Raw genomic sequence first — 13,850 nt, 5'->3', positions numbered from 1 at the left:
CGTGTTACTCACCCATCCGCCGCTCGTTCCACAGACTTCCTCCCGAAGGATTCCGTCTGCTTCCCGCGCTCGACTTGCATGTATTAGGCACGCCGCCAGCGTTCGTCCTGAGCCAAGATCAAACTCTCCATAAAAGTAAGTTTGAAATAAGATTAACACCGTTAATCTTATACAATTGTCTTAGCTTGTTTCATTTATCGTCAGCTTTCATAATAGAAAGGCTGACCTTCCGAAGAAACACGGAGGTGTTTCTTCGTCTCTTGACATACGAGTTGTTTTGTTCAGTTTTCAAGGAGCAATGTCTTGCTTTTTTTAGCACGATTTATAAGTTAACACGCTCATGTAAAAATGTCAACTGCCAGTTGTCAAAACGTGCGCTTAAATGACAACAGAAAATAATATATCATAAAAAAATAATAATGGCAACACTATTTTATAAAAAAATAAAAAGTTCTCTCTATCATTGTTTCGTGCTATTCATTTGGAGGCACGTGTTAATAAGTATAAAAACAGAGCTTTCTATTCAATTGAAAACTACAAAAAACCTGCCTCGATTCGCTTGCACCCTTATTCCAACTTCTATAAAGGCTGGAATAAGGGCGCAAAGTTTCAATTTCCGTGTTACGTTTTCACGTAAAGAGATCAAGTATTGCTCGATCTTTCTAAGAGCACAATAGAAAGAGAGCTTTATATCAACAGTTCCTTTTTAAAACAAACGCCACGTAAACAAAATACAGCCAAGGGGGGAACGCGTTAGAAAACATCGTATTATAAGTTATTTTGTCGGTAAGACATATTTATAACATTCATTCGGATCAGCTACTCTCCGATAAAGCTGAAATAATGTTCGATACCTATCTTTCATAGCTAACTTTACCGACGGATCTATACGTGGATCTTCCAAATCAAATAATATCTCTTCTAGCTCTCTTTTAATTAAGTATTCTATTTCCCTATGTTCTAAATGATTAATTAATAATCCAAGCATGACTTTCACCTCTTACAATTCTAAATAAAGTCGTAATAATACTACTTATATCATCATCTCGATACTATATATTTATACGAAAAACTGTTTTCAATGAATGGGGGGCTGTTTTCTAATAATTAACATTTCACTTTACGAGCAGCTTCTTATCCTTTCAAAGGTCTCTATTCCCTAATTTAAAAAACTTTAAGCCTTTTTGTAAAAAACGGAAGCGCTTTGTCGTTTATTCGTATTATTTACTTTCTTCTATTCAATCATCCATCTACGTAATTGTTCGTTTAGTCCTTTTTATATATAGGAGGGGTTATAATTTCATTTTTGCTCAATTTTACATGGTGCGCTCCCCGTCTATATGCTTCATCGTTTTTTATTTATGATTGCTTGTACATATTTCTATTACAGTAATCATAAATATTAAATATTAAGATGATAAAACAATAGGTACAAGGATGGGATATTATGCAGCATTTTTATGTATGGCGGCTTCCCCGTTGGAAACGATGGTTCATTGTTGTTCTATTTGCTTTCTTTGCAGCTATATTCATTTGGCTAGAACGTGATGGTACTTTTTCCGTCTTTTCAACAGACGAGCCTGCAGTGCTCTCAAAAGGTAACGCCGATGAAAACAGCATTGCACTAACTTTTAATATTAGTTGGGGTGAGGAAAAAGTGTACGATATATTAAAGCAACTAGATCAGCACGATGTACAAGCCACTTTTTTTGTCAGTGGAGAATGGGCGGAACGTCACCCGAGCATTTTAGAGAAAATCGTAGAGAACAAACATGAACTAGGTATGCTCGGCTATCGTTATAAAAGTTATTTAGACCAAGACATTAATGAGGTACGCAAAGACTTACTGCATGCTATAGAAGTATTCAAAAAACTCGGGTATAAGGATGTTCGATTATTACGAACGCCGAGCGGTCATTTTAACAAAGAGATTATTACGCTGGCAAAAGAGCTTAACTTTAACGTAATCCATTGGAATATTAACCCGAACGATTGGAAAAACCCTGGTTCTACAGCAATAATTAATACCGTAATGGATAAGACCTCAAATGGAGATATTATTTTACTACATGCATCGGACTCGGCGAAGCAAACCGCTAAATCATTAGATACAATTTTACCTGGATTGAAAACGAAAGGGTTTGCATTTGTATCGATTACAGAATTAATGAACCAAGCACATGCACAAGCAGAGTTGGTTGAATAGACCGGGTACCTTTTTTATTAAAAATCGATCATTTGCACATTACCGACCAGAATTTTCTTTACATCCACTACAACGTACGACGTATTACAATAAAAATCACTCCAGCAATTAACTCTAGGCACAAGCCTGCTGGAGTGACAACTCATTTCGATTTCTTATTTGATTCACCTTTGCTATTCTTGCTAGAATTCCCATTTTTATCAACCGCTAACCGATGCAAAGCAAACAGCTGATACGTATTACAGGCAAGCAATGGCATAATCATGAGCCACGCATAATCCGTACCATTCGCTCTCAAGCCCGGAACCCATTCAACTGTAGTAATAACGACCATTAAAAACAACGCGGGGATAAATGCGTTTTGATTTGTCTCTTTAGCTTTTCTTCGTGCAACAAGCCATCCATATCCGAGCAAGCTTGCAGCCATGAGAATAAACCACCATACCGCCACTTCCCCTTCTGTTGCATTATAAGGAAAATAAACTAAGTCAAATAGAACAAAAGCGATTAATAAAATTTGGACAGTTGGCCAAAAGGAGCGAAATAAGCTTAAACCAAATCGATGAATGAATAAGTAGGCAAAAAAGCCTGTTTGGCTTACGACACTAAATACGAGTCCGATTCCTACAAAAAATACAACTAATCCGCTAAGTTCTTTAAAATCAAATGGGCTAAGTACATCCATATAGTCATTTGTTTTTACAAAGAAACTTGTAATCAACCCAACGAAACCACCTATAATTAATGTGTTTGTAAACATTTTTACGACGCTTCGACTCTTCAATCCGGTTGCCTCCTGCTAACAGTTCATAATAAACACAAGAAGAAAAATCATTCGTATAAGGCTCGGTAAACCTGCTCCACGCATATTACCTCTCAATAAAAATGGACACTCACATGCTTACGAACAACTTGATCTTTCTCTATCCAGTAGCTATTTTAACATGAACCTACTCTTTTTTCCTTTTTAACGTGCATATAATTTTATGCATGACTCATATTAAACATATGAAGGAGGAAGACCTTATGCGACGTTCTATCCATGCACTATTTTCCATTTGTTTATTCGTTATTTTCATTGCTGCCTGCAATGGCCAAGACTCCTCTGGTAAAGAAGCCAATTATGAAACGACAAAGAAAATGGTTGTAGATATTTTACAAACAGAAGACGGAAAAAAGGCGCTTACCGAAATACTTTCAGATGAAAAACTAAAGAAACAACTCGTCATTGAGTCCGATCTCGTTCAGGACTCCATAAATAACGTACTTGTTTCGGAAAAAGGCGCTGAAATGTGGAAAAATTTATTTAAGGACCCTTCATTTGTAAAGGATTATGCTAAGTCATTAGAGGATGAACAAAAAAAACTAATGAAAAGCTTGATGAATGACGCGGAATACCAAAAGCAAATGATTGAAATCCTGCAAAACCCTGAAATTTCCGAGCACATACTTAGCTTAATTAAAAGTCAGCAATTCCGGGCGCATTTAGAAGAAACGATCCAGCAAACGTTAGAAACACCATTATTTCAAGAGAAAATGAAAGAAACGTTATTAAAGGCTGCCGAAAAGCAAGGACAGGAAAAAGGGAAAGAAGGCGAACAGCAAGGTGGTGGCGGTGAAGGTAGTGAGAGCGGGAGTGAAGGAGAATAACGTCCTTCACTTTTACTTATCTTCTCTCATATAGAAAGGCGACTGGTTAAGCACATGAAAAAAGCTTTGCTCAACATGTCTATTGCTGAGCAAAGCGCATCATATTATTCTTCCATTTTTGCAATTACTTTTGCAGCTATTCTATGATATTCCTTCCCATTCGGGTGATCTTCTTGATAAATAGACGGAGCGAAAATATCTTCTTCCTCATAAGGCTGTTGTAAAGATAACCTGCCGAGCACTTTCGTTTTTAAAACTTCAGCAAGTTTGTCTCCGCCACCTTTTCCGAATACAAACTCTTTTTCTCCCGTTTTTTCACTTTCGAAATAAGCCATATTTTCAACGACACCTAAAATTTCATGGTCTGTTTTTAATGCCATCTGTCCAGCCCGTGCTGCAACAAACGCTGCGGTTGGATGAGGGGTTGTTACAATAATTTCATTACACGTTGGCAACAAATCATGCACATCCATTGCAATGTCCCCTGTACCCGGAGGTAAATCAAGCAATAAATAATCTAAATCTCCCCACTCTACTTCTTTGAAAAAGTTAGACAACATTTTCCCTAGCATTGGGCCACGCCAAATAATAGGTGAGTTATCCTCAACAAAAAAGCCCATTGAAATAACTTTAACACCGAAGCGCTCTACTGGAATAATTTTTTCGCCGCGCACTTGTGGACGCTCTTCGACACCCATCATGTCAGGTACGCTAAAACCATAAATGTCCGCATCAATAATACCGACTTTTTTTCCTAAACGCATTAAGGCCATCGCTAAGTTAACGGTAACGGTCGACTTACCAACCCCGCCTTTTCCACTTGCAATCGCAACAAAATGCGGTTGTTTAGTTGTGCCACTTAATATCGAATTGTCTTGCTCTGCCGTCGGCTGGAACTTTTGAATGACTTCGTCCGGAAGTGATTCAAAGCGAAGCCCAACTGTATTTGCCCCGTTTCTTTTCAATATACCAACGAGCTCTTGCTGCAGCTGCATTTGTTCTGCAGTGTTTGGCTTACCAATTGCGAGCTTGACACTTACATGTTTTTTCTCTTCCCGAATTGATATTTCAACTATTCCACCAGTTTCTTCTAGTGTTTTATGTAAAAATGGATCCTTAACTGGATTCAAAAGTGCAATAACTTCTTCCTTCGTCAACAAAATGAGCCACCGTCCTTTTTAGCTTTGTACATCCTGTACATCAACGTTAGTATAACATACTTCAAAAAAAATCGGGTATCCGGGAAATCGTTTGATTGAGTCAAGTATTTGTGGGTGTTATTTTAAGAAGTTATAAAACCGCTCTTTGTATTCGTTAATTTTAGTATTGATTCCTACCGACCGCAGTAGATATACACTACGCTTTCCGTGCCCGCGGAAAGCATCCACCTGCAGTGAATATCAACGGTGTTATTCATGTGTATATCGTTCGAAGTAAAATTGATCACATATTATCTAGTTAGATTCGTGCATCTGTTCCCCCACAAACATTTTACTCATACAAATCGTTTAGATGGAGAAATTTTCTAACATTTCCGCTCATGGAATATAAGCGCTTTTCGCGGCCAAACGATGAGCCTCCGCTTGCTATGCACTGCGGAGGCTCACCGCTCTCTTTCTTCCCGCTGGAGCATCACATCTTCCATTCACTCGTGTTGGAGAGTCTCCTAACTTTCCACACAAAAATCCAAAAAATCTAAGGGATTTGAATTTATCACGGCGCTTTTCATTTAGACGGGATTTATATGATTATTCGACTTCGTCAGCTTCTTCTGTACTATATCTTAATATGCCATTGTAAATACTCCCTGCCATTTGTTGCTGGTAATCCTCCTTTTTCAATAGCTCTCGTTCTGTTTCGTTTGATAAAAATCCGATTTCAACGAGTGCTCCCGGAACTTCTGCATACTTTAACAAATACATGCTATTTAAAGTCAATGCAACTCGCTTTGTGTTTTCCATGTTTCGAGTAATTTCTGCTTGAATCATTTTCGCTAAATGTTTGCTTTCTTCAAATTTATTGTAATAAAACGTTTGTGCACCGTGCCACCGTGAAGATGGAAGTGCATTTAAATGAATAGAAATAAAAAAATCCGCTTCCTTATCATGAATAAATTCAAGTCTGTTTCGAATATCCTCTGACTTTCTACGTGCAAGTCCCTTTGTATGTTCTCCCGCCAAGTCTTCATCCTTTTCTCTCGTTAAATAAACGAGCGCACCCGACTGCTGCAAGTAGTGTTTCGTCTTTTGTGCAACAGCAAGCGCAATATCCTTTTCATACGTTTGATCAGCCGCTACTGCTCCACCATCAGGCCCACCATGTCCTGGGTCAATAACGATCACTTTTCCTGTGAGAGGAAGTGTCCATGTATTCCATACCGGGTCGTTTTCTTTTATTGGAAACTGTATTAAAAAGGCTAAGAGTGCACAGCCCGCAATCCACAATAGGAACTTTCTTTTTTGCATTTCATTCCTTCGCCCCTTACGTCTCTTTTTAACAGTTTATGGGACAGGTTCGGTGATTATGACTGTCAATAGCTTGTACACGAAGGTTTATTAAAGTACCCATAATTGAAGTGTGTGCAATAAGGCTATTAGCCCTCTTTAAGCTGACTGGAACGAAAAACCTTCGGACTCCTGCGGAAATAGCACGCGTCCGAAGATCGCTGTAGCGAATCGGATAGAGGAGCTACAGAAGCTGAGGCCGTAACCGTGGAAAGCCTATCGGCTGTAGTGCAAGTAAGCGAAATCAGAGCGCAAGCTTTCATGTTTCGTTTTACTTCATGATTAGGTATTCCTCGACTTACAATACATCACCAACATCATTTAACAAAGAACCAAAAAAGAAGGCAAGTAGCACGCATCAACTGATGGACTATTTGCCTTCTTTTTAACATCTGCAACCAATAATACCTCGCCATAATTTTATACGTGTCATTTTTGGCGATCAAGAACTTCTTTAATGCTCATATCTAAAATTTCAAAACCTTTTTCCAGTCCTTCTTTATCTATAACTAATGGTGCAAGAAATTTGACTACTTCATCATCTGGACCAGATGTTTCGATAATTAAACCATTTTCAAACGCTTGCGCACATATCTTTCCTGCTAATTCCGGAATTCCAATTGCGATACCTTGCATGAATCCCCTGCCCCGTCGGGTAGCTTGCAATTGAGGGTACTTGTTAATAATCGCATTAATAGAGGAACGTAAGAAATTTGACTTTTTGGATATTTCCTTGCTGAATGCGTCGTCCTCCCAATACTTTAACGCTTCCGTGGCACATAGAAATGCAAGGTTATTGCCTCGAAACGTACCGTTATGCTCTCCTGGACTCCACTGATCAAATTGTGATTTGATAAGCGTAATAGCCATCGGTAATCCAAAGCCACCGATTGACTTCGACAGACAAACAATATCGGGATTTATTCCTGCCTTTTCAAAGCTAAAGAACGTTCCTGTCCGGCCACAACCAGCTTGGATATCGTCAACAATTAATAAAATTCCCCACCGATTGCACAATTTTTCGATTTGTTTTATCCATTCAAGGCTCGCAGCATTAATGCCGCCTTCCCCTTGAACGGTTTCTAAAATAATCGCTGCAGGTAAATCAATGCCGCTTCCTTGATCCTGTATAAAACGTTCCAAATAGTCAATTGAGCTTTGCCCATCAACATATTCATCAAATGGCATAAACACACTGTTGTCCAGCGGAATTCCCGCACCTCTACGTTTCATTGCATTACCAGTTATCGCCAATGAGCCGATCGTCATGCCATGAAACGCATTCGTAAAGCTAATTATCGTTTGTCTTCCCGTTATTTTCCGGGCAATCTTCAAGGCACTTTCCACTGCATTCGTACCAGTTGGACCAGGAAACATAACTTTATAATCTAAGTTACGCGGTTTTAAAATCACTTCATTAAAACGTTCAAGAAATTCTTTTCTTGGCTTTGTCGCCATATCTAAACTATGAATTACACCATTTTGGCGTATATAATCAATCACTATTTCTTGCATAGCTTCATTGTTGTGGCCATAATTCAACGTGCCTGCACCAGCAAAGAAATCAATATATTCTTTCCCATCTATATCCCAAAGCTTATAGCCTTTCGATTGTGTGAAGACTGTTGGCCACCCTCGGCTATAGCTTCTTACTACCGATTCAAGCTCTTCAAATGTTTTCATCTGTTTTTCGCCTACTGTTGGCGTTGTCAATGGACTCATCCTTTATTCTGTTATGTTCGTTATTATTTCTCAATTGGTCCGATTCTAAATTTCAACTCATCTTCATGATCCTCTTGACCTTCTTCTGGAAAGTGTTCAGATGAAAAATATTCGGTTATTAAACATTTCGTATCTAATTTTTGTGCTAATCCTTGAAAAAGACGTTTTGAAGGAACATTTGATGGAGCAACCGTCGCTTCTACATAGCGGATTGAATTTTCTTGCTCACGTTCCAACAACTTGAACAACATGCGAGTTGCCAAGCCTTGCCCTCGTGCAGATTCATCTACTGCTACTTGCCAAATAAATAGTGTGTCCGGTGTATCTGGATGAATAAAACCGGAAATAAAACCAACGGTATCCCCATTTTTATCTTCTACCACAATAGATGTTTCTGAGAATATTTCACACCACATAACATAGCTATAAGAAGAGTTCAGATCAAGAACTCCTGTCTCTTTAATAAGTTCCCAAACCCCTGCACCATCTTCTTTATCCGGTTTCCTAAAAAACAGCTGCTTCCTTCTCGTCTTCGTTCTTTCCTTTATTCCAGTTGTAATAACTGTTCGCCTCCCAATAATTTTATCTTCGTATATAAGGCTATCGGTATTAAAGTATTTCGTCAAAGCGAATTAATTTGGAAATATCCGCATTCTGCTGGATTAATGACGATTTCCAATAAATATTGAACTGCGACTAATAAATGCTAATAAATAATCCAGTATAAGGTCATTTATTAGCTTTTTAGGTCTTTACCCCAAAAAATGAGCCAAAAGAACTATTTTTTAACTTTGACTTGCCACATTATATTGAGGTGTACTCGTTTTCTAATTTTATTTAAAACAGATTGAACGAAAGGATGCTACCAATAAATGGTGCATAATCGGTTATTTTCAATTATTTTTATAATCAGGCACGTCACTTCAAAAATAGCCAATCGCACAAAAAATCAGTAAGTAATTGCATTATTTTTTGTAGAAAAGGGTGAAAATTGCCGTCTAAACTTTGTATATTCGTTAATTTTCAATCGTCATTTCACCCTTTCCGTTTTAATTAAATACAAACACACCATATAATATATACATATATACATTCGTAACACTTCAATAAAGGGAGGGAACGTCGTTGTGAATAACCGGACACGGAAGGAATTATTTGCTCAATTATTTAAAAAAGATCGTAAATCATCTGACAAGAACGAACAAGATAGAGGGAGCACGGATTTTTCTATCCTTTATGAGTACTATAAAACAGTTGCCACGCATCATCCCGATTTAATTTTCGTATTATCTGCAGAGAGAGAAACCCTTTTTCAAAACACGCATCGGGTAAACAAATTATTAGGCTATTCAAAGTCGAAGAAATTAAATTATAAAGATCTCGTTTCTATGGAAACGTACAAAGCCTTACGAAAAAGCTTTGAGCATGCTTTGAAAGGAAGCACAAAAAAACTAACAATTGAAGCAACGAACTCCCACCAAGCTAAAATGCACCTAGATGTGACATTTATCCCGATTAAAATGACTTCAAAAACACCAAATTTTATACACGTAATCGTTCAAGATCGTACTGCTTACCATCACATGCTTAACAATTTGCAGCTTAAAGAAAAGCACTTCAATCATGCCCAAGACCTAGCAGCGATCGGCAGCTGGGAATATGAAATAGCAATCGACAAGTTAACATGGACAGACAATTGCTATGAGTTATTCGGTTTTGATAAGAACGAAAACATGTCTATGGATTTGCCACTCGTATACGTACACGATGAAGACAAAACAAAATTAAGAGAAAAAATTAAGCACGCGATTATAAACGGCGTCAGTTATGAATGTGAATATCGGATCGTACACGGAAAAACCAAAGAAGTACGCTATGCAAATTCTAAAGCTGAAGTTACCTTCTATAACGGAGCACCATATAAGCTGATTGGAGTTGTAATCGATATAACCGAACAACGGCTGGTCGAGCAAGAATTAGCTAATCAAATTAAAAACCTTAAACATATGTTCGATCATTTAGATGTCGGCTTTTGGTTACAAGAATATGAAAGTAGAGATGTATTATATTTATCAAGAGGATTAGCTACGCTTTATGAGTATCCGTTGGAGTCTCTTTATAAGCACAAGACCTTTTGGGAGGACTCCCTTCATCCTGAAGATAAAGAGCAAGCTTTAAAGAACGGGCAATCACTAGAAACAGGACAACCAATTCAGCATTATTATCGTATTTTATGTGGCGACGGATCGGTCAAATGGGTTTTTGATCAAACAATTCCTTGGTTTGACCATGACGGTAAGTTGAACAGGTTGTTTGGGGTTCAACTGGATATTACCCACCAAAGAGAAATGGAACAAAAGCTACAGTATCAAGCGAGCCATGACCCATTAACGTCACTACCTAATCAAAAGAGCCTTTATGAAAAGCTAGAGCATTTCTGCTCGAATGATGCAATTCTTCAATTTGCTTTAATATATGTTGATCTGGACCATTTTAATCGAATCAATCATTCCCTCGGTTACGATATTGGCGATCAGGCCTTACAGAAAGTGGCAAAGCGTATCCAGGTAATGTTGCCAGGAGATAGCTACTTAGCACGCATCAGTGGTAATGACTTTGCAGCGATTGTTCCTACGTACGATCATAAAAAGCAAGTCTTTTCACTAGCCGAACGAATTATTAAACATGTTGGCACATCAATGGAAATTGAAGACTATGAATTATACTTAACCGCGAGTGTTGGACTTAGCTTTTATCCCGAAAATGGGGATAACAAGCTATCGGTTTTAGACGCTGCACATTCTGCTTTATTTCACGCAAAAAAGCAAGGGAAAAATAATTATCAGCTCTATTCATTCTCTAGAGATATTTCAACTTACAAAAAGTATCTACTTGAGCAAGATTTGCGAAGTGCGATTGAACACGAGGACTTTGAACTGTATTATCAACCGGTTGTCCATACGGCAACAAAACGAATTGCCGGAGCAGAAGCCCTTATCCGTTGGAACCACGAAACATGGGGGATCGTATCTCCAAGTGAGTTTATACCAATTGCTGAAGAAAACCACCTTATACACGATCTTGGAAATTGGGTCATCGAAACCGTCTGTGCACAGTTACGAAAATGGAAAGACGGAGGATTTACGATGCGCCCAATTTCAATTAACATATCCCCAATTCGCTTTTTAAAAAAAGGGTTGGTGAATGTTGTTCAACACCATTTAGAAACGTATAACATTCCTGCAAAATATATTCAATTAGAAATAACAGAAAGCACACAGTTAAAAAACGAACGAACTGTCTTGATGACGTTACAAGAGTTGAAAAATCTAGGCGTAAAAATAGCAATTGATGACTTCGGTACAGGCTACGCATCCTTAAGCTATTTAAATAAGTTTCATGCGGATACAATAAAAATTGATCAAACTTTTATTGAACGATTACACGAAATGGACAACCATGATCTAGCGATTGTTTCATCGATTATTTATTTAGCAAAAAAACTGGAAGTAATAACGGTTGCCGAAGGTGTAGAGCTCTATGAGCAATACGAAATTTTAAAACAAAATGAATGTGATTTTATCCAAGGGTATATTTTTTCAAAGCCCGTTCCGGCAAGTGTATACGAGAAACTAATGCGAAAAGGGCATTTAGAGCTACGTAATCAACAAGTCAAAGACAACCAACGGGAAGAACGAAGAAGCTATTACCGTTTAAAATTACCTACATGGGTTCCAGCACAAATGAATATAACGGAAGTGAATAAGCGGAAGGTCGACTTAGGCTCTGCAACAATATTAATAGAAGACATTAGCTTAGGCGGAATAAAAATACTTTCTACATTAAGGCTCCCTGTAAATACGAGTATAAAATTAAATTTCTCCTTTACACTGGTCCATGAAACCTTTGATATAGCTGGAAACATTGTTTGGAAAAAAGAGGGGAATAGAAATGTCTTCCATTATGGCATTTCATTTCGCATTTCTGAGTCGGAAAGAGACCATCTTGCTGGAGCAATAAATCGTCTGACCGTATTAAAGAACACTAAGCAAAAAATTACTGGTACGGGATTTATTGAAGAAAGTCCCGAGGCGTACTTTAATCAAAATCCTTTATAAACAAAGTGGCTCTTTTGCTTGTACAATGAGAAGCAAAAGAGCTTTTTTCAAGCTAGTCATAACTATGCTTATTTATTGTTTACGATATAAAAGTTTTCCATTGCATATGCCTGCACCGTACGTTGCTTTTGAAAGTATGCTTCGATTAATTGTACTGTGTCTTGCTGAATTTCTTTTACAATTGGTTTATTTATAAACATGTCGTAGTTTCCCCCACCCGATGCGCGGTAGTTGTTTAAGACTACCTTGTAGGACTGTTTCATTTTTAGCGGGCTGCCTTTATAGTCAAGTCGAACGATTCGATTACTAGGATTGTTTGCGACATTAATCTCATAATAAATCCCTTCCCACATATCGTAATTATAATGCTGCGCTTTAGGATAAATATAAGAGGGATCTACAACAATAGCACCGTCTTCATCTAACGTAAAATACGTAGCGCTTTTTTCGAGTGCCGCTTTAATGTCTTTACCTGTTAATTCCAAAACAACGAGTGTGTTCGGAAACATATAGTTAAACACAACATCACGCATCGTAACTACTGTTCCGAAGCCAGCTGTTTCATTATTCAGCAAAGATGAGACAGATATATCCACACCGCTCGCATCCTTCTGTACATCTTGAATAAATTGAATAAATGGATGCTTTTTCATTCGAGCTTGATGCGGGTCTGTTATTGTCATATCTCCAATAATATAGCCAATTGGTTCATCAAGCCATTTCTGGGTCGATCTTTCAAAGGCGTTTACAATTGATAAACTATTGATATCTGCCCGTACACCTTCTAAGGTGCAAAGCTGTGCCTGTTTATCTATAAGCCGCCACCCTTGTCCATGAGTAGCCATATCAATCGTTATCTCACTGTACATTTCTCCATTACTTCCTGGTTGTACAACGAGCACACCATTTAGCTTCCCGATAATTTGTCTATGCTGATGCCCTGTTAACAATACATCAATACCATCAATTTCTGTACACATTTGAAATGCTTGATTTTCCCCGGTTAAAGGCTCTAATGGTTCCCCCGTTTCAATATCTCTTTCAAATCCACCATGATAAGATGCAATTAGGATATCCGGCTTTTCAACAGCACGGATATGCTCTACCAACCCTTTTAACGTGGCGTAAGCGTCAATAAATTCAATTCCTTCAATATGATTAGGATTCTCCCATTTAGGAATAAAATGAGTGGTCACTCCAACGACTGCTATCTTTAGGCCTGTTTCACACTTCTTAATAATATACGGCTTTCCGAAAAGAGGTGCTCCCGTAGCTTTATCCAAAATATTAGCAGACAACCACGGAAAAACTGACTCTTTAATCGCTTTCGTTAATACTTTCTTTCCAAAATTAAATTCATGGTTCCCCACGACTGCACAATCGAGACCGATGGCATTCATTACCTCAATAATCGGGTTTTTTTTCTCAGAATGCGCGTTCACATAATGGGTCATTAAAGGCGTGCCTTGAAGTAAATCTCCATTATCAATTATGAGAACAGATCCCCTTTTTTGGTATTCCTTTACGACAGTTGCATACTTAGCAAGCCCTAAATCTGCTTGCTCATTTCTCCCATATCGATGCGGCAAAATATGACCATGGATATCACTCGTAAATAAAATAGTTACGGTTGTTTTTTTTGGCACATAA

Annotated in this window: 10 protein-coding genes and 1 rRNA gene; 3 read left to right on the top strand and 8 right to left on the bottom strand. The window is 38.0% G+C overall.

The features are described 5' to 3' along the window. Positions 1-134, bottom strand: a 16S ribosomal RNA gene (locus ACLIBH_RS08480); the annotation flags it as partial. 641 nt (positions 135-775) lie between these two features. Then, positions 776-988, bottom strand: a complete 213-nt coding sequence (locus ACLIBH_RS08475) for a hypothetical protein (protein ID WP_439316272.1) — start codon at positions 986-988, stop codon at positions 776-778. Between the two features lie 459 nt (positions 989-1,447). Here ACLIBH_RS08475 and pdaB point away from each other — a divergent pair, with 459 nt between their 5' ends. Next, positions 1,448-2,206 carry a polysaccharide deacetylase family sporulation protein PdaB gene (gene pdaB, locus ACLIBH_RS08470; RefSeq protein WP_439316271.1) on the top strand — a complete coding sequence of 253 codons (759 nt, stop codon included), beginning with the start codon at positions 1,448-1,450 and terminating at the stop codon, positions 2,204-2,206. Positions 2,207-2,348: 142 nt separating this feature from the next. On the opposite strand, the gene ACLIBH_RS08465 is transcribed toward pdaB, so the two are convergent. Beyond that, complete coding sequence (locus ACLIBH_RS08465; protein ID WP_439316270.1) at positions 2,349-2,990, bottom strand: KinB-signaling pathway activation protein; 642 nt, start codon at positions 2,988-2,990, stop codon at positions 2,349-2,351. 242 nt (positions 2,991-3,232) lie between these two features. Here ACLIBH_RS08465 and gerD point away from each other — a divergent pair, with 242 nt between their 5' ends. After that, entirely contained in the window at positions 3,233-3,856 is a 624-nt protein-coding gene (gene gerD, locus ACLIBH_RS08460) for a spore germination lipoprotein GerD (protein ID WP_439316269.1), read from the top strand. 104 nt (positions 3,857-3,960) lie between these two features. Here gerD and ACLIBH_RS08455 read toward each other — a convergent pair whose 3' ends face one another. The 4 genes from ACLIBH_RS08455 to ectA all read right to left on the bottom strand — a co-directional run bounded on the left by ACLIBH_RS08455 (position 3,961) and on the right by ectA (position 8,630). After that, a complete protein-coding gene (locus ACLIBH_RS08455; RefSeq protein ID WP_439316268.1) occupies positions 3,961-5,016 on the bottom strand; it encodes a P-loop NTPase in 1,056 nt (351 codons plus the stop codon). Between the two features lie 588 nt (positions 5,017-5,604). After that, on the bottom strand, positions 5,605-6,321 hold the full coding sequence (gene cwlD / locus ACLIBH_RS08450) for an N-acetylmuramoyl-L-alanine amidase CwlD (RefSeq protein ID WP_439316267.1): 717 nt from the start codon (positions 6,319-6,321) through the stop codon (positions 5,605-5,607). 468 nt (positions 6,322-6,789) lie between these two features. Then, positions 6,790-8,043 (bottom strand): diaminobutyrate--2-oxoglutarate transaminase, encoded by a 1,254-nt coding sequence (gene ectB / locus ACLIBH_RS08445; RefSeq protein WP_439316274.1) that lies wholly within the window; start codon positions 8,041-8,043, stop codon positions 6,790-6,792. A 62-nt stretch (positions 8,044-8,105) separates the two neighbouring features. Further along, positions 8,106-8,630, bottom strand: a complete 525-nt coding sequence (gene ectA / locus ACLIBH_RS08440) for a diaminobutyrate acetyltransferase (protein WP_439316273.1) — start codon at positions 8,628-8,630, stop codon at positions 8,106-8,108. A 579-nt stretch (positions 8,631-9,209) separates the two neighbouring features. Here ectA and ACLIBH_RS08435 point away from each other — a divergent pair. After that, positions 9,210-12,200, top strand: coding sequence for an EAL domain-containing protein (locus ACLIBH_RS08435; protein ID WP_439316266.1), 2,991 nt, complete (start codon positions 9,210-9,212; stop codon positions 12,198-12,200). 68 nt (positions 12,201-12,268) lie between these two features. Here ACLIBH_RS08435 and ACLIBH_RS08430 read toward each other — a convergent pair whose 3' ends face one another. Beyond that, positions 12,269-13,846, bottom strand: coding sequence for a bifunctional metallophosphatase/5'-nucleotidase (locus ACLIBH_RS08430; protein WP_439316265.1), 1,578 nt, complete (start codon positions 13,844-13,846; stop codon positions 12,269-12,271). Positions 13,847-13,850 lie beyond the last annotated feature (4 nt).

This window comes from Virgibacillus sp. W0430, assembly GCF_051846935.1.
In the GTDB taxonomy this organism is placed as follows: Bacteria; Bacillota; Bacilli; order Bacillales; family Amphibacillaceae; genus JBPYCR01.
This window is presented reverse-complemented; position numbering and strand designations above follow the sequence as displayed.

Bases quoted from the DNA above. Each gene is read 5' to 3' on its own strand.
- pdaB (WP_439316271.1), top strand. From the start codon at position 1,448: ATGCAGCATTTTTATGTATGGCGGCTTCCCCGTTGGAAACGATGGTTC.
- ectB (WP_439316274.1), bottom strand. From the start codon at position 8,043: ATGAAAACATTTGAAGAGCTTGAATCGGTAGTAAGAAGCTATAGCCGA.
- gerD (WP_439316269.1), top strand. From the start codon at position 3,233: ATGCGACGTTCTATCCATGCACTATTTTCCATTTGTTTATTCGTTATT.
- ACLIBH_RS08475 (WP_439316272.1), bottom strand. From the start codon at position 988: ATGCTTGGATTATTAATTAATCATTTAGAACATAGGGAAATAGAATAC.
- cwlD (WP_439316267.1), bottom strand. From the start codon at position 6,321: ATGCAAAAAAGAAAGTTCCTATTGTGGATTGCGGGCTGTGCACTCTTA.